Raw genomic sequence first — 15,221 nt, forward strand, 5'->3', positions numbered from 1 at the left:
TCATCCTTTCAAACTTTGAACTATATCTATAGTATGGAAAGTTTTTTTAACCATTATGTTTATTAGTAGTGTGGAAACTAATAAGAAAACAATGACCAAAAACAAGTAATTTGTAAGTAATAGTATGGATCCCTTAGTTATAAATAATAAGAACAAAACAGGGATGAAACATCCAATCACATTTGCAAATATAAATTCCCCTATTACTATTTTATAGATGTCTTTTAAACTTGCTCCGCTTATTAATAGTGCTAGGTAAGTGGAAATGCTTCGTTTAACTTTAAGATACATAACAAAAACAGAGATAATCAAAATGATTAAGAATAAAACTACTAAAACAGAAATCAATACGCCCGTGTGTTGCTCTGTCATTTTTACTAATATATCGGTTGAAATAGTATTAGCACCAATAATAGTGAAGTCAGAGAAACCAGTTTTTGTTGAGATTTCGTTAATAGTTTTCTTTATTTCTAATGGAGAAGAATCAGTTACGATTTTCCCATTTGAATTGCTAAGCAGTATAGCTTTAAAGAAGAGTTCATTTTGTGAGTTGAAACTCTTTATAGCAGAAGGAGCTTCACTAAAATTTATTGCTGGAAGCACTATGTATCTATCTAATAATACCTCGGGTTCATTAGCTGCCAATACTTTTTGATTTGCATTCAAAAACCCGATAACTTCAGCCTTAAACTCCTTTTGGTAAAACAAGATATTAATTGTATCTCCTAATTTATATATATTTGATAAATCAGAGCCTAAAATAATTGGAATGATATTATCATGTAGTACATAATCTTCTTCTTTAAACATTTTTCCGGTTTTTAATTGAAGATTATTCAAATCAAACACCGTTTTATTAAACCTCATAGACTTGACCGTTCGATAAGAGGTATCACCAATATTAAAAGGCGGTTGATTGTTGCCAGATTCATAATAAGCATCATATTTTATATCACCTTTGAAATCTGCCACGCCTATCGGTTGCCAAACAGGATTGTAATATATATATTTCAGTTTCTCTTCTAGCTCTTTTGAAAAATTGTATAATTTGTCATAATTAGACGGAACTGAAAAGAAGGAGGTTTCTTTCTCATCGTACAATTCATCTGATATTTGGTATAAGTTTTTATCTTTAAAATTCTCCACGGTATTACTTTCGATCACCGTATAATCCATATTAATAACCAACACCATTAACAGACATGAAAATACTGTTGCGATTAAGATATTAAGGAGATTAAAGTATTTGTTTTGTTTAAATAGAGTCAATATAATTTTCAAAATTTCTTACCTCCTCTTTTCACTGTATAAGAAAAGACTTCTTTATAAAAAAACATAAGCAAAAATAAACTAAATCCAACAAACATATAAAGTGAGTTGAAGATCCAACTATTAGACCAAAGTGGGAATCCTTTTTCAATTACTAGGCAGGTAGTTATTAACAATGTGGATTGTAATAAATAAGGGATTATTTTGTATTTGAATACCATATTGAATACGGAATGAAAAGGATATCCGGATAAATAGAGTATGCCCATTAGTGCTTTCTCTCTGCTTATTAGAATATAACATATCAAGATGAATATAAGAGTCAGGAAAACTAGACTTACTAAACCTACCTTATTTACATAAGTATTAGAGTTTAAAGCATAGGAACCAAACACCTCATTATCAATGATGCTTATTGTATTATCATTTATAAGTTTGTTTAATATAGATTCTTCTGCATCGTTTGGAGCGACGATTTTAAAATATGTACCATTTTTTAGCACTAGTTCTACTTCATTTGATATAAGCCATGTTTCAGAGTTCAATATGTATGAGTTAGGCGTGTTGAATTGTCCTATTAGCGTGTAATCGACAGGCACACTACTATTAGCTTGATTTCCCATTATAGCGACATTCCCTTGATATTTATCAATATCAATAATATCTTCTGCTTCGTTGTACGGAGGAAGAACTACATCCCCATTTAACCAAACATATTTAACTTCAGGAAAATTAACGTCGTATTGAAATAGAATAAATTCATCATTAACTTTTGAAAATGGTGAATTTGCTTCTTCCATCGTGAAGCTGATTGCACTCTTATCCACAAATCCATTGTTGATCATATTGATGTAGTCTAAGTATGAAATTGTCCAAAAAACAAGAATGAAGAGTATATTAATAACAAGAAGATAGAGAGAAAACGCTATGTCTTGTTTATGCAGAATGCTTCTCATAATTTTAAAAGCAAAGAGATAATCCTAGGATTACCTCTTCTTGTCATATTAATTTCCATAATAAGTTTTAGCAGTTGCGAAATCTCCAGGATGCCAACCACTAGTTGCCAGTGTATAACCTACTCCCCATACTCGGCCACTATCGGCTTCTGCAGTACCAGTAACCCAAGTCTCATATCTAGCTCTCGAATAATGTTCTATACCTTTCCAAGTAGTTTCCCCATTAATACGTTCATAAATTTGTGATCCAGGTTTTTTATAATCATAAAAAGAAGAGTGTGAAGCTGCAGCAGCTAGTGCTGAAACTGTTCCTTTTTCACCAACAACAAAACTGTTATTTAATTCTGTTGCAGGATTTGTGAAATAGCCACCTTCTTCACTCCAACCACCAAGAACGTCAGCTGATGCTGGCACAGCACTAGCGGCAAAAATAGATAAAGCAATAACTGGTATTATTTTTTTAATGTTCATTACTTTTCCCTCTTTTCTAATTTAATTAATAATGTTTTTCGTATTCTTCCTTGTTGTTTCAATACTACTAGAACAATAGCACTTAATAAGATAAATTAATTCAGATAGCTCTTGTGCAACATTATACTAATTGTTCTGTCCGACAATTCCCCCTATTATTTTCATGAATTCCTCCCTATATCCTGACTTCTATTCCAATATATATCAATTTATATTTATAATATATAGGATGTTATGCAAGAATTGTATCTGTTATTTATAAGGAATAAATGTTTTACCTTTTCCTTTCCGTTAATAAAGTCGAATAGTACAAAAAAATACTAGTTTGTTAATAACACTTTATGGTATCCCTGTCGTGAGCTACTGAGCTATCAAAAAAAACAGCATCCCTAGATAGGATACTGCTCTTTCTATATGCCTATGATTCGATTTCGTTGTAAATCAATAAGTAGATCATGATAGATTTCCCTAAGAATGTTCAAGGTTGTCCCAATAAATTCTGGAGCAACTCTTTTGTCTAATGTTTGCACCAATACCAAACGATTTTGCAGAAGAAGTGGTACTATCTCTTCGTTCACCAATAACGAATAAACCTCTCTAATTTGAGCTATGTCTTCCTGTTGAGCTTTCTGTACCAGTGAGCCTTTGCAGAACACTCGAGTATCGTACTTCTCTTTGGGAAGGTTCATCTTTTGACAGAGTTGATAGGTTTTGACTTGCACTTTTTCTATGGACTCCAATAAATGTTCTATTTGAATTATTAGTTCGTCACTCATCTCCATTCTCCTTGTCTATAATTTGGTGGATTACTTCATAATCTGATAGAGACCAGAATGCCCGAATGCCTCCGTTGCGATCAATAAAAAGTACACCTTGACTATCGGTATATACAGAGGTCGTTATTCCTAACGTTTCAAATATTTCCCCTTCATCTATCCAAAGTCGAGAAGTTATCCTGCTTTTTATCATGTCGCCTTTATGAAGTAAATGTGGTTTCATTAGTTATCCCCTTTTGTGATTTCGAAAGATCGAAACCTGACAATATTATTGCCTTTGCCATTTCATCCGTGCAATCCTTGCAGATATTAGGAATCGCAGTGTTCGTCCATATATCTTGCTTTCCACAAAAGTGACATGTATAGGGCGTCATTGCAGAACCACCCATTCCACTTCTTGAATATTGAATAGCTCTTGAAAGCTTTTCGATGTCGTACTGAGATCGGTCCAGTTTAATGGCTTCCTCAAGCTTACATAAGATAGCTAAATGCTCTTGTCTATCAAGTGCCTGAACTTCTATCCACGAAAGTTCCTTACCGTATTTTTCACGAATGATTTCCGTATAGAACTTCATATTCTTAGCTTTATTTTTTTCAATTTGCATTAACCAATGATTTTGCAAGTGTTATTCCTCCTGTTCATCTCTTAACTAAATTTATTGGACTATGTTTAGTTCCGAACAATACCTCCAAAACATTCTCGAATCAAAATATCATGGAGTACAAACCAGTTGTCCGCACGAAGTTGAGCATCTATCTTTTGGTTACAAGGTCTGCTCATTGCTACAACCTTTCTCCCAAGCTCTTGAAACTTCAAAATAGTAGATGGCTTATCGTCTATTAGTATGTCACCTTGAACGAGCCATTTTTTAGAAGTAACTATAAAATTTTCTTTTGGAATGAAGGGGAAATGTTCCTGCAACCATGCTCTTTTATCATCAGTTGGATTACTTCCCCTCCAGTCACTTTGTCCAAAGCTGCATCCTTGAGGTGAATCCGTCACTATAATTAGCTCTGCTCCTAATTCAGTTAAATCTTTCAGGACATCCTTACACCCATCCGCAACTATCAGGTTGCGAAATAGCCCCGGATTACGAAGATAATCATAAATTTTCATCCCGCACTCAGGCTTTGTAAATAAAGAGGCGTCCCACTCTGTCAAATCGTTTTGAGTCAGACTATCGGAGTATTCCTCATTGTATAGCCGTATCCATTCTGCTGAAAAGTTTGCCATTACATCATCCATATCTAATAAAATAATCGGTTTTCTCATTATTCGTCTCCATTTCATTGATCCTATAGGATCTCCATTTTTATAATTCTTGTGTATTATATTCTTACCTTATCCTTTTCATAATTTGATAATGTTTGATGGTGCAGGAACTACATGTATTACTCTGAGAAACTCATTTTCGACTGAAAAGAAAATGCTTAATGATGCCGAATAAAAATCGTTGATGCTATTGGCTTTCTATATGTCTTTGAAAAGAAAGAGAAGAAAAACATGACTAATTCCTCCTTCCTTTTCGTATGATAGATTATCAAAGAAAGAGGAGATGTTTGATATGGAAATGAAACAACAAAATCTAGATATGGTACAAAGCTACTTGAAAAATGGGGAAACGATTATACTCGCCCCGTCAAACCCAAATATAGATGCAGCAATAGTCGGCTCTGTAATGGAATTACAACCAGAAAACCTCATGATGATGTCGTTGATTGCCAAAGGAATGGTAGAAGATGACATTCAAGAAGACATGAAAGTCTTTAATGCACTGCTTGAAACAGAGACTGACAGGCAACTTTACGGTTATATCGAGGATATGTCATCGGATAAATCAATAATGTCGGGCGGATACGGAGCTGAAATGCTTCAATTGTTCGCAGAAGCTTGTGAAGAGCGTAAAGTAAAGTATTTAATGATCTACGCTGCACCAAGTTCACTAAGCAACGAGCCTATTTCCGCTGAAGAACTGGAAGAGTGGTTAACTACCCAAGGGTTTGATGTGCTTATTCCGCGGAATGAAGTAATCGCTACCTTAATGATTCGCAAACTATAAAATATAGAGCCTAGCTTTTAGGCTCTTTTTCTTTGGAAATAAAAAAACAAGGGATAGAATCCCCTGTTACGAACTATTTTGCATTTTCATTATTTTATTTTTCAGGAGTTAGTTCACCAGTGATAAATAGGCAAATCCTTCGCTAATTCTGCGTCTCGATCTAAACATAACCATATACAATTGTGTCTAATTGCTACATCCATGACACTTTTCAAGTCTTCTGGTAAATCTTCTTTCAGTTCAACCTCATCTTCTTCAACACCCGTATAGATAAACCAACCGTATTCATTCTTTTGATAATGTATCAGCCCTTGAATAGCATTACTTTCAATGAGTTTAGCGGTCTCCTCTGAGATATGTGCTGTTGAAATGGTTAACATACTTGAGATTTCTAGTTTTTCCATGAATAATTTCCTCCTTAAATGCAGACGACTTGTCCGCTCCTATTATCTTGTTTCACCCTATCATACGCAATTACTTGTCATTTCATAATATCGATTTATTCATACAAGAAATATACTCAAACGACTACTTAGTCAATTTAAATTTACAATAAATGAAGATATTCGTTTAAGCAGAATAATGTTCAGAAGTGAACGGCACCCTCATTTGGAATATCTTTTTTTACTACACAGAAAAAAGAACCCAACTGGGCCCTTATTTGTTCTCTTTCTCTTTTATCTCATCTATATAAAATCCGTCGTATGTGACCAGCAGAATATATTTATTATCTTCTGCCCGGACTCTAAAGCGATGACGACTTTCTTGAACCACACGAATGTCGGGCCCTTTCTCCTCATACAGAACTTTAGCCTTTTCTTCCACGATTTGCTTGTTAATGGAGGTCAGGTGATTGGCATGAATACATACAACCAATAACGCAACGATTATTCCTCCTCGAGCAATATACGACGTTTTTCTTGTGCTCGTTAGGAGAAAAGTGGAGATCAGGCTGAGGATTAGTAGTCCCGTGAGGATCAAGTGTGTTTCCCCCATAGGCTTCACTCCTTTTTCTTAGCATATGCAATTGACACTTGTTTACTTCATTAAATTTGAACAACAAAAAAACGAGACATTGAACCTCGCTTTGTTAGGCAATGTTAGCCATTTTATGGAGAAGCATGCAGAACAGGCTGTGCAGTTCACACTCTTGAATCTGTGTTAGCTTACCCCCCTGTTCTTCAATAACTAACAGCGAATCAATTCTGAATTCGACTTCAACAGTGCTCATAATTCCTCCTGTTCTTATGCTGACATTCTGACGTATTCGTATGTTCTAGCAACACGCATGTCCCCTGCTTCAATAAGGAGACGATATTGCTTTCCCTTCCCTTTGACAAAACCAATGCACAGACCAGGGATTACTTCTTTTACCTCTTCCGTCAAATGTCGCGTCGGATCATTCTCTCCTGTAAAATTCACTTTTAGTTTTCCATCATGCCGTCCGCCCTCTTTTATCCCCTCAATCATCATTTCTTTTCCATTAAACCAAAGGGACTGGCCCTTTTTTCTCGACAAAACTAACATTTAAGTTCTCTCCTTTTTTGTTGATTGTATGTTTTCCAAACTCAACCTCTAAAATCGTCAATAGTTATTTGTTGGCAACCAACCAATCGACATGCTTATAGTGTTTTCACTCATCTTATGCACCATGGCCTATAAATATAAAAAAACTCTCCGAGAGGAGAGTCGTATGATTAAGCAAAGCCTTACCCGATAAAGTTTTCGAAGACTTTATCGATGACTTTTTTTGTAAGATTGCCAGCCCATTCTGCCAACTTGTCCCCAATAGAAAGTGACTCGCCGTTTAAATTTTCTGCACCACTTGCTATACCTGTACCATTAGCTATCAGGAATGCTGTGAACAATACTAGTAAAATAACCATACCCATTAATTTCTTTACCATAAATTATTCCGCCCTTCTTGTTTAGTACCGAACGACAAGTAATTTACGATCTAGCTCCTTCGCCAAATCGATCATATGCTTTGTCCCTTTTGAATATCCATCCCAAAAACAGATAACTGCATCCGCAGACTCGCCCATTTGTCGATTGCGTACAAATCCCGCTCGCTTTCCAAACAGCTTCCAATTAGCAGGGTAATCTTCTAAACCATACCCTCGTTCTTTCGCGTATTTCTCTCCAAGGGAATCTGCTCCCCTCGCTTTACCAGAAATAACAATCACTTCTTCCGCTCCAAGCACAAATTGATCCACTTCACGTTTTAAAAACTCATAATCTGAAAACTCTCTTCCTCCTGCAATTACTAATCTCATATTATTCATCCTCTTTCCTATTTAATTTCAATTTCCTAGTTGAATTGCGATGCTAACTCAAAATGTTGTTCAAAGACAATACCCAGATGTGCTTCTCCTGTCGTTTGAAAGGCGACATCATATGTGTCTACTTTAATGACTTCTACATTTTGACAAGCAGCAAGTAAAATGGCAACTTCTTCTGCCTCCTCCATGCTATCGGTTTGTAGGGAAATTATTTGCCCAGATTCAATAACCGATGAATGATAATTAGCCTCAGAAATACGCACGCTACATGGCACTAAATCATCGTACATTTCCATGTATGCGGTCAGGTAATCGCCTTCATACTTCTCTTCTGCAATTGCGAAAATACTAAAGGGAAGTACATCCACTGGTTCTTCTGCCCAATCATGTAAGCAAATCAACTGTATGTCAGAAGCATCTACTTGGAATTCTTGAAGTATCCAATGTTCTCCAGTAAAGTCAGCATCCCTAACATAGTCTAGTTCATAGATTTGTTCGTTTGTCATGATATTCTCTGAAGATATTCCTAACTTTTCCGTGTCGATCGTAAATAACAAGTAGTACCCACGCCTGCTGTAATTCATTTCGTCTAGTCTAGAACCACCGTTTGGAATTGCGGATAGACACCCTTCTACCGAATTAGATACACATATACGAGGAATCTTATCGTTTTCTGCATCTTTGTGTCGATTTTTTGGTATAGCGGGTTGAAACAAACCGGTATGCAACAGTTCCGTGGAAATATGATAAAACCTCATAATAGACGCTCCTTTTCAAAGCAGGATAATTCTGCTCCTTTATTGTTTTAACAAACTATCCTATGGGATTATCAGTGACTCTATGCCAAAAAAAAGAACCCGTAATAGGGTTCTAGAAAGGCAATTCAAATTCTCCTACCTCTATTATTGGAGCATTATGGTAAACCCTATGTGCAAATGGATTCTCCTCGATCAATTCCGATTCCACTGTTACTAATTCTTTTTCCACATCTATTTCGCATAAATCATTAGTGAATACCTTAGGACTTACTTGTTTCATCCAAGCTTGAAAATCCTCTGTAGCAATATCATTCTTGAATAATCGTTGATTTCTCGACTTCTTGACCTGTCTGAGTTCGTTTCCTTGTAGCTCTATGCAAAGTACTGGTTCTTCATCCTTAAAGCCAATAACGATAGCTAGAGACTTTTCTAAAGCCATTCGGTCATAGCTTCCTACACAAATGTGCATTGCTTTTCCCACGTGAAGTAATTCATGAGTGTCTATGGCTGGGCGGAATTGAATCGTTTGACCACTGTAAGACAACTGATTGATTTCCTCTTTGCGATAAGGAATGATTTTGTTTGCTCTGTTTATCATGTTTCTTGCTTGCGATAATCCGTCATGTACACTCTTTAGATTGCCTGTTATGACATCAAAAAATTCTTTTTTAAATCGGGTTAAATCAGATGGTTCAAGAGAATCCATCTCTTTCAGTAAGTCTGCATACATCCTTATAGAATCTTGGAAATGGAAATCTACATGCATATCTTGGACCATCGCTCTTTCAAATCGTTCAACATCTCCATAAAAATGCCTTATGAACTTCTTAAGTAGCCTTTTTCTAATATACGAGACTTCTATTATAGCCCTAGGGTCTTCATCATGAAGTTGATAATTCGAATTAGTTTTATTCACTTTTCTTTCAATTAGCGTATGAATATGGTCTTTATTTTTCATGACTTGAACAATAGACAGAACTTCTCCAATTGTATAATTCGGGAGCTTTCTAAGCATCTTAATGGAACGTTTGGTCAGAGCTGGACAAATTGCTTTGAACGCCTCTGTACCCCCCGCTGCTTGGCGTACTAATTTGTTTTTCTTTGGTTCTTTACTAAACAACGGAATTGCTTTTCCCATATGATGAAGGTGGGGATAAGCATTTAGTAGCGTAAGCATTCCAATCTTTTCTTCGCTATTCTTTCCTTGCGAGTCTACATTCCACTCAGCTAATATCTTATCTGGAATTCTACTGGATAATCTTTCAATAAATTCATCCACCTTTTTTGCATAAGCAGGAGTTTTGAGAGCTGCATAAAAAGCCTCTCTTACATCTCTTCCAGTAACACCATAACGTGAAACATCCTGGACTGTTCGCTGCGGAAACTTAATTTTATAGGTCCGTCCGGTTTCTTTGGACAAACTGAGCGTAAAGGAGTTTCTGTATGCCTGAAGCTTAACATTTTTAAACGTTCTTATATCATCCTCCCCATAATCATTTTCGAAGAGCATTCTATAGTTTTGTCCGCTTATGGATAGCTTGATTCGTTTGTCATCCTCCAAGACTGTGACTGAAAAAACATGAAACCTTTCTCCGTCGTAAAAGCCTTTATTATCACAAACACAAACGTAATGAGAAGGCTCCTCATTACTGGAATCAGTGTGCCCACATGGACAAGCAAAGAAATAAGCTAACTCTCTTCTTGACATTCCTTTTTCATTTCTAATATTGCGATAAAATCTTTTATACACACCATTCTTCATACAACAAACATCTCCTTTTTAAATGAGGACAATTCCTCTCCATGTTTTTAAGTTCTGTTTATTGTATGCGGAAGAAATATTTTGATAATGACAAGAGAAAGAGATAAAAAATAGAGAATCATGTCGAATAATGTAGAAACATAAATCCTCTTGGGTACAATTACCGTATTAATTAATGAAATATTCTCATAAATACACCAGAAAAATATCCTTTTATGCATATGCTAATGACATTTAGACAAATACATAGTATATTCGACATAAGAACAGTATTACCAATAGACCCAAACCACAAATAATGTCTCCCCTCCTTGTTTCCTACAGACAACAGAAATAAGCAATTGTTGACAAACAGTGTAATTTGACGTATAATTAGAGACATATAAGAAGCTGTATAAACATAGCAACAATTTCTTTGCAAAGCTATATCCCTCTGTTGTTCTCATATTTATTATTTAATTATCCTGCTTTTGCCATTGGAAAATAATATTTACTCACCTTCTTCTGAGGGTTGCTTGATTTTTCAAAATACAATTAAATGACTATAAATTTTAGATAGAGATATACATATTCGAAGAACCAACAATGTTAATAAGTGGTCTTCGTGATTAAAGAACTTTAGGAGGGGGAATAAAGCTTGGAAAATATAAATGAGCTACTGCTTCATTCGAAAACGAAAGAAGAAATAATTGGTTTAAAGCAGCACATTTTAGGTGTTGAAAATAATCACAGCAAACTTACGAACGAAGATAGATTGTTAAATAAGGTTCGATTAATGCGGGCACATATCTTACTTTGGGAAATCGATGAAGCAGAAGTGATTTCTGCTGAATTACGTGAAAGAACACATGAAATGACTGTTGAGATAATTTACTTTTATCACAAATACAACGGAAACATAGCTTACGCTAGAAAGCATTTCGAGCTTTCTCTCCTGTTGTACCTTCAAGCTTATGAAGTTATTCCTGAAACTACAAGAAACTCCTTGCAAGGATTAGAAATTGCAGATTTGCATTATTCTATCTGTCTAGCTGCTCAATGGACTTCACATTTAGATTTAGTGGAAGAGCACAGCCCTATCGCACTGGAAATCTATGAAAACAATGATAATTTGAAAAGAGTGTCTGAACTCTATACAAACATGTCGATTGTAGAATCTAAATTAATGAATTTTCAACGTTCTCTTAAATGTCTAGAGAAAGCTTTGTACTATGCCCGTTCTACAAATTGTTGGAAAGTTCGTTTCCCAGCTTTATACAACTACGCTTTAGCATGTATGAAGTTTAAAAATTACGATAAATGTATCCAAAATTGCGAAATCGGCATTCAAGCGATGCCAGAATCCATGAAGTTTGAGCGATTCGTACTTTTTCTTATGCAAGCAAAAGCTTTTAGGGATCAAAAAAATCTGAGTGCCGCAAATGAAACAATATTAAAAGCTGGCTATGTATTAGAATCCATGGAAGAACATGAGAAACCGATGTTGCATTTTGAAGATTTCTTGATGGAATATAAAGTGGCGAAACTCCATATACTAGGTTACACCGAAGAATATGTGAAGTTTATGAAAGCCGAGTTCTTACCAAGAATAGAAAAGATAGGAAATGACTACGATATACGGTATTATTATAAACAGCTAAATGAATTTTTTATCGAGAGAAATGATATCGAGGGCATCATGAGTATTCTACTCAAGGTGAACGAATTGCTCTTGCGAAGTGATTCTAATGTAGCGACATGATTCTTTCGGAGTATCATGACAATAACAGGAGGAAAAAAAATGAGAAACATGAAGAAAAAGTTGCTGTGTGCAGCAATGGCTCTAAGTATAGGAGTTGTTGGCTTTACTTCTTCTACAGGAACTGGTTTAGCCCAGTCTGGAGAACAATCAAGTACTGTAGCAGGACCAATAACACCTCAACCATGGAACGTTAAAACTATCGGTGAGGCAACATCAAAAGCCATACCACCTGCACCTTGGAGCATTAAACCAAGTGGTGAACAAGTAGCTAAGCACATCCCACCAGCACCTTGGAGCATTAAACCAAGCGGTGAACAAGTAGCTAAGCACATCCCACCAGCACCTTGGAGCATTAAACCAAGCGGTGAACAAGTAGCTAAGCACATCCCACCAGCACCTTGGAGCATTAAACCAAGCAGTGATCAAGTGGCAATGGATATTCCGCCATCACCTTGGAGCATTAAACCAAGCAGTGATCAAGTGGCAATGGATATTCCACCATCACCTTGGAGCATTCAGCCAAAAAACACTACAGTTTAAATGGTTAATACAAAAAGAGCTCAGTTCTAATTTGGGCTCTTTTTGTGTACTTTATATTAATCTTATTAAGATTCTTGTAGATTATAATTTATAAGTCGATATTCTTTTTTTTAATCAGAAATCAGAATATGTCATAAAAAAAAGCACTGCAAAGCAGTACTGTATTTCTAGTCATCTCACAGGGTAAGCATATTCAAAAGGAATTTGAATTTCCTCATTATTCGCCACTATGATATAAGAAGTATTTGTTTGACTTATCACCTCATTGATTTCTCCGGAACGAAGCATGCCATTTTTCACTATCATATCTTTTGTAACAACCAGTGTTCTCACTTTGTTCAACTCTGAATGACGAGTAATGTCTTCATTCACGTTGACGCTCTGCGGAACGACATTCTCTTCTGAAAAATAAACAAGCTCTGCTGCCTTTATTCGAGCTTTTCTTACATCTTCACCCATTACTGTTACAACCTTTTTTACCTGATAAGAAACTTCAATTTGGTATTCATTTTCCATTTCATGTTCCTCCCTGATGCTTATCTGTCTCAAATAAATATATTTCATTATATGCAAATATGATACGTCCAAATAAAAAGACACCCCGAAGGATGTCTTATGCTTGCATTTTTGTTGCATAGAAAAGATTTGCTTCTTCAACAGATTGCGTGATACTATCGCTAACCTCTGAGTAATCCACCATATGTTCAAGCTTCTCGATTCCTATTTCAAAGGTTAAATCAATTGCATAACGATCTCCTTCAGACTCATAGTACACCATCGAGTAATCCATACGAATCATCCTATTTTCCATCTTGTGTTTGTTGCAGTAGTCCCCTATTATTTTGGGTAACCTTAATACCGCAAATTTCTCGACAATACCTTTTCTTTTCATGAGATTCATTATATCTTTTTCCTCTACTTGGAAGTAGTTTTTGGCAAATGTTGCATCCATATAAAACTTCTTATGGACCACGATCTGCTCTTTTGTCAGCATGGATTTAGATGTTAACCCAAGTGTATTTGCCAAGCTTCGCATCAAGTCCTTGCGTATTACCTCAAATTCTTCGAACATCTCTTCGTCACTCTTCGCATAGGTTGTTTGCGTCAGAAGATACCGATTAAAGTCTTCCATTGGAATGGTTTTATCTTGCATGTAGGTGAAGGCATCTATTGTAACGATCTTCTGTTCCTTCATTTGTGCAATCGTTGTGATAAGTGCATCTCGAACTATCTGCGGGTATTCTTTCATTAGCTCTGTTTTATAATCTATGAGCGTCATCCCGGTTTTATTCAATCTATTCATCCGTTCATTCCTCCCCTAATCTTTTATTGTTATAATTAGTATCATTTTGAATGGTCTCTAGTGGCCACAAGCGAACAAGCGTCTTTCCGATAACGTTTTCCACTTTTACTGTACCAAGGTTGCGACTGTCCAAGCTGTTATTTCTATTGTCTCCCATCACAAACATTTCACCATCTGGCACTGTCAATGACACAGCACCCATAAAATCCTTGTCTTGTATATAAGGCTCGACCAAATCTTGGCCATTAATAGTTACTTTTGAATCTGAAATTGTTATAACATCTCCACTTGTTGCTATTACTCGTTTTACCATGATAGGAGCAGTTTCAATTCCAGAACGAAAAACAACAATATCCCCCTTCTGAATTTCCGTCAATCGGTTTAGCAACATGTAATCACCATCATCCAGCGTGGGATACATGGATGTCCCTGATACGACAGTGGGCTTCATTGAAACGTTGAATGCTGCACCTAAAACAAAGGCAATGATCATCAGCAGAATAAATCGTAAGTTCTTTCTTTTGGGCACTCTTTGTTCCATCACTTCATCCTCCTGATTGATTGTCGTATTTTTTCTCTCATCTCAACGAACAGCTCTGCGGAGATAGGAATACGTACTTGATAAGAGGACTGGACAATATAGAAGTCTCCATTCTCATGCATCACCTTTGATTCTATCAGCTTAGTATTGGTGGAATAAGAGAATTGCTTTTTGATAATTTGTATGACATCTGGTGCGTGTGTATCCAGAATGCGATCTACGTCTCTCTCTTGAACAAATTGTGGATACTCTAAGGTATCTCTTACATCAATTTCCAGTATAATTTCATCGTTGGAATAAGGCGTAAAACCGAAGATGTAAGTTAGTCCCTTCGAAATGAATTTCAATTCGTCGGGTTCAATTGAAGCTGTGAGTCTCGTGGTGGCCCCGACTCCGTTAAAATCGGACAAGAAGGATGCGTCATGAACTCCATTTTTCAACTTTTCTAAATCTGCACGCAGTTTGATCCGAGCTTCTTCATTTTGATAAATACGTTCATGCTGGTTTTTTAACACTTGTAGTGCATCGGAAAGTACTTTAGGTAACGAAATAATCAGGATATGGAGCATTTGGTCTTTTTCTATTTCCTGAATATCTCCACCTTCAGTCACCATGATTAACGATTCGTCGCCTACCGCAAGAACAATCCCTCGCACTAACCGTTTTGAAGGGTCGGGATGTTCGCACTTTATTTGTAATCTGTTATTCGGTTTTACCTCTGAAAACAGCATGTAATTCCTCTCTTTCTATTGTTTTTGTATA

22 protein-coding genes are annotated in these 15,221 nt (G+C 36.0%); 3 read left to right on the forward strand and 19 right to left on the reverse strand.

Annotation, left to right across the window (positions count from 1 at the left end):
• The 7 genes from MHI40_RS21005 to MHI40_RS21035 all read right to left on the reverse strand — a co-directional run bounded on the left by MHI40_RS21005 (position 1) and on the right by MHI40_RS21035 (position 4,745).
• On the reverse strand, positions 1 to 1,281 hold the full coding sequence (locus MHI40_RS21005; RefSeq protein WP_340765204.1) for an ABC transporter ATP-binding protein: 1,281 nt from the start codon (positions 1,279 to 1,281) through the stop codon (positions 1 to 3).
• A complete protein-coding gene (locus MHI40_RS21010) occupies positions 1,278 to 2,114 on the reverse strand; it encodes a hypothetical protein (protein WP_340765206.1) in 837 nt (278 codons plus the stop codon). Before MHI40_RS21010 ends, MHI40_RS21005 begins: the two co-directional genes overlap by 4 nt.
• Before the next feature lie 159 nt (positions 2,115 to 2,273).
• Positions 2,274 to 2,696 (reverse strand): hypothetical protein, encoded by a 423-nt coding sequence (locus MHI40_RS21015; RefSeq protein WP_340765207.1) that lies wholly within the window; start codon positions 2,694 to 2,696, stop codon positions 2,274 to 2,276.
• Between the two features lie 410 nt (positions 2,697 to 3,106).
• Complete coding sequence (locus tag MHI40_RS21020; protein ID WP_340765209.1) at positions 3,107 to 3,472, reverse strand: hypothetical protein; 366 nt, start codon at positions 3,470 to 3,472, stop codon at positions 3,107 to 3,109.
• Positions 3,465 to 3,695: a hypothetical protein gene (locus tag MHI40_RS21025; protein WP_340765211.1), complete on the reverse strand. Its 231-nt coding sequence runs from the start codon at positions 3,693 to 3,695 to the stop codon at positions 3,465 to 3,467. Before MHI40_RS21025 ends, MHI40_RS21020 begins: the two co-directional genes overlap by 8 nt.
• Complete coding sequence (locus tag MHI40_RS21030; RefSeq protein WP_340765213.1) at positions 3,673 to 4,095, reverse strand: hypothetical protein; 423 nt, start codon at positions 4,093 to 4,095, stop codon at positions 3,673 to 3,675. The genes MHI40_RS21025 and MHI40_RS21030 overlap by 23 nt, the downstream gene beginning before the upstream one ends.
• A gap of 47 nt (positions 4,096 to 4,142) precedes the next feature.
• Positions 4,143 to 4,745 (reverse strand): 5' nucleotidase, NT5C type, encoded by a 603-nt coding sequence (locus MHI40_RS21035; protein ID WP_340765215.1) that lies wholly within the window; start codon positions 4,743 to 4,745, stop codon positions 4,143 to 4,145.
• Between the two features lie 292 nt (positions 4,746 to 5,037).
• On the opposite strand from MHI40_RS21035, the gene MHI40_RS21040 reads away from it, so the two are divergent.
• Positions 5,038 to 5,532, forward strand: a complete 495-nt coding sequence (locus MHI40_RS21040) for a hypothetical protein (protein WP_340765217.1) — start codon at positions 5,038 to 5,040, stop codon at positions 5,530 to 5,532.
• Positions 5,533 to 5,645: 113 nt separating this feature from the next.
• On the opposite strand, the gene MHI40_RS21045 is transcribed toward MHI40_RS21040, so the two are convergent.
• The 8 genes from MHI40_RS21045 to MHI40_RS21080 all read right to left on the reverse strand — a co-directional run bounded on the left by MHI40_RS21045 (position 5,646) and on the right by MHI40_RS21080 (position 10,334).
• A complete protein-coding gene (locus tag MHI40_RS21045) occupies positions 5,646 to 5,936 on the reverse strand; it encodes a DUF5983 family protein (RefSeq protein WP_340765218.1) in 291 nt (96 codons plus the stop codon).
• Between the two features lie 253 nt (positions 5,937 to 6,189).
• Complete coding sequence (locus MHI40_RS21050; protein ID WP_340765219.1) at positions 6,190 to 6,528, reverse strand: hypothetical protein; 339 nt, start codon at positions 6,526 to 6,528, stop codon at positions 6,190 to 6,192.
• A gap of 94 nt (positions 6,529 to 6,622) precedes the next feature.
• Positions 6,623 to 6,763 (reverse strand): hypothetical protein, encoded by a 141-nt coding sequence (locus tag MHI40_RS21055; RefSeq protein WP_340765221.1) that lies wholly within the window; start codon positions 6,761 to 6,763, stop codon positions 6,623 to 6,625.
• A gap of 14 nt (positions 6,764 to 6,777) precedes the next feature.
• Complete coding sequence (locus MHI40_RS21060; RefSeq protein ID WP_340765226.1) at positions 6,778 to 7,059, reverse strand: hypothetical protein; 282 nt, start codon at positions 7,057 to 7,059, stop codon at positions 6,778 to 6,780.
• 182 nt (positions 7,060 to 7,241) lie between these two features.
• Positions 7,242 to 7,439, reverse strand: a complete 198-nt coding sequence (locus MHI40_RS21065; protein WP_340765227.1) for a hypothetical protein — start codon at positions 7,437 to 7,439, stop codon at positions 7,242 to 7,244.
• A 21-nt stretch (positions 7,440 to 7,460) separates the two neighbouring features.
• On the reverse strand, positions 7,461 to 7,808 hold the full coding sequence (locus MHI40_RS21070) for a DUF2493 domain-containing protein (protein ID WP_340765229.1): 348 nt from the start codon (positions 7,806 to 7,808) through the stop codon (positions 7,461 to 7,463).
• A gap of 35 nt (positions 7,809 to 7,843) precedes the next feature.
• Entirely contained in the window at positions 7,844 to 8,572 is a 729-nt protein-coding gene (locus MHI40_RS21075) for a hypothetical protein (RefSeq protein WP_340765231.1), read from the reverse strand.
• A gap of 112 nt (positions 8,573 to 8,684) precedes the next feature.
• Positions 8,685 to 10,334 (reverse strand): PcfJ domain-containing protein, encoded by a 1,650-nt coding sequence (locus tag MHI40_RS21080; RefSeq protein ID WP_340765233.1) that lies wholly within the window; start codon positions 10,332 to 10,334, stop codon positions 8,685 to 8,687.
• Between the two features lie 637 nt (positions 10,335 to 10,971).
• On the opposite strand from MHI40_RS21080, the gene MHI40_RS21085 reads away from it, so the two are divergent.
• Complete coding sequence (locus MHI40_RS21085; RefSeq protein ID WP_340765234.1) at positions 10,972 to 12,075, forward strand: hypothetical protein; 1,104 nt, start codon at positions 10,972 to 10,974, stop codon at positions 12,073 to 12,075.
• 39 nt (positions 12,076 to 12,114) lie between these two features.
• A complete protein-coding gene (locus MHI40_RS21090; RefSeq protein ID WP_340765236.1) occupies positions 12,115 to 12,615 on the forward strand; it encodes a hypothetical protein in 501 nt (166 codons plus the stop codon).
• A 171-nt stretch (positions 12,616 to 12,786) separates the two neighbouring features.
• Here the strand turns inward: MHI40_RS21090 and MHI40_RS21095 are convergent, their stop codons facing one another.
• From MHI40_RS21095 to MHI40_RS21110, 4 genes are all read right to left on the reverse strand, one after another.
• On the reverse strand, positions 12,787 to 13,131 hold the full coding sequence (locus MHI40_RS21095; protein ID WP_340765237.1) for a hypothetical protein: 345 nt from the start codon (positions 13,129 to 13,131) through the stop codon (positions 12,787 to 12,789).
• A gap of 97 nt (positions 13,132 to 13,228) precedes the next feature.
• Positions 13,229 to 13,918 (reverse strand): hypothetical protein, encoded by a 690-nt coding sequence (locus MHI40_RS21100; RefSeq protein ID WP_340765238.1) that lies wholly within the window; start codon positions 13,916 to 13,918, stop codon positions 13,229 to 13,231.
• Between the two features lie 4 nt (positions 13,919 to 13,922).
• Complete coding sequence (gene lepB / locus MHI40_RS21105; protein WP_340765240.1) at positions 13,923 to 14,459, reverse strand: signal peptidase I; 537 nt, start codon at positions 14,457 to 14,459, stop codon at positions 13,923 to 13,925.
• Positions 14,459 to 15,190, reverse strand: a complete 732-nt coding sequence (locus MHI40_RS21110; protein ID WP_340765242.1) for a hypothetical protein — start codon at positions 15,188 to 15,190, stop codon at positions 14,459 to 14,461. The genes lepB and MHI40_RS21110 overlap by 1 nt, the downstream gene beginning before the upstream one ends.
• Between the last annotated feature and the right edge of the window lie 31 nt (positions 15,191 to 15,221).

It is taken from the genome of Psychrobacillus sp. FSL H8-0510 (genome assembly GCF_038008345.1).
Lineage (GTDB): Bacteria > Bacillota > Bacilli > Bacillales_A > Planococcaceae > Psychrobacillus > Psychrobacillus psychrotolerans.

Bases quoted from the DNA above. Each gene is read 5' to 3' on its own strand.
- MHI40_RS21010 (WP_340765206.1), bottom strand. From the start codon at position 2,114: ATGATCAACAATGGATTTGTGGATAAGAGTGCAATCAGCTTCACGATG.
- MHI40_RS21015 (WP_340765207.1), bottom strand. From the start codon at position 2,696: ATGAACATTAAAAAAATAATACCAGTTATTGCTTTATCTATTTTTGCC.
- MHI40_RS21020 (WP_340765209.1), bottom strand. From the start codon at position 3,472: ATGAGTGACGAACTAATAATTCAAATAGAACATTTATTGGAGTCCATA.
- MHI40_RS21025 (WP_340765211.1), bottom strand. From the start codon at position 3,695: ATGAAACCACATTTACTTCATAAAGGCGACATGATAAAAAGCAGGATA.
- MHI40_RS21035 (WP_340765215.1), bottom strand. From the start codon at position 4,745: ATGAGAAAACCGATTATTTTATTAGATATGGATGATGTAATGGCAAAC.
- MHI40_RS21040 (WP_340765217.1), top strand. From the start codon at position 5,038: ATGGAAATGAAACAACAAAATCTAGATATGGTACAAAGCTACTTGAAA.
- MHI40_RS21045 (WP_340765218.1), bottom strand. From the start codon at position 5,936: ATGGAAAAACTAGAAATCTCAAGTATGTTAACCATTTCAACAGCACAT.
- MHI40_RS21050 (WP_340765219.1), bottom strand. From the start codon at position 6,528: ATGGGGGAAACACACTTGATCCTCACGGGACTACTAATCCTCAGCCTG.
- MHI40_RS21055 (WP_340765221.1), bottom strand. From the start codon at position 6,763: ATGAGCACTGTTGAAGTCGAATTCAGAATTGATTCGCTGTTAGTTATT.
- MHI40_RS21060 (WP_340765226.1), bottom strand. From the start codon at position 7,059: ATGTTAGTTTTGTCGAGAAAAAAGGGCCAGTCCCTTTGGTTTAATGGA.
- MHI40_RS21065 (WP_340765227.1), bottom strand. From the start codon at position 7,439: ATGGTAAAGAAATTAATGGGTATGGTTATTTTACTAGTATTGTTCACA.
- MHI40_RS21070 (WP_340765229.1), bottom strand. From the start codon at position 7,808: ATGAGATTAGTAATTGCAGGAGGAAGAGAGTTTTCAGATTATGAGTTT.
- MHI40_RS21075 (WP_340765231.1), bottom strand. From the start codon at position 8,572: ATGAGGTTTTATCATATTTCCACGGAACTGTTGCATACCGGTTTGTTT.
- MHI40_RS21080 (WP_340765233.1), bottom strand. From the start codon at position 10,334: ATGAAGAATGGTGTGTATAAAAGATTTTATCGCAATATTAGAAATGAA.
- MHI40_RS21090 (WP_340765236.1), top strand. From the start codon at position 12,115: ATGAGAAACATGAAGAAAAAGTTGCTGTGTGCAGCAATGGCTCTAAGT.
- MHI40_RS21095 (WP_340765237.1), bottom strand. From the start codon at position 13,131: ATGGAAAATGAATACCAAATTGAAGTTTCTTATCAGGTAAAAAAGGTT.
- MHI40_RS21100 (WP_340765238.1), bottom strand. From the start codon at position 13,918: ATGAATAGATTGAATAAAACCGGGATGACGCTCATAGATTATAAAACA.
- lepB (WP_340765240.1), bottom strand. From the start codon at position 14,459: ATGGAACAAAGAGTGCCCAAAAGAAAGAACTTACGATTTATTCTGCTG.
- MHI40_RS21110 (WP_340765242.1), bottom strand. From the start codon at position 15,190: ATGCTGTTTTCAGAGGTAAAACCGAATAACAGATTACAAATAAAGTGC.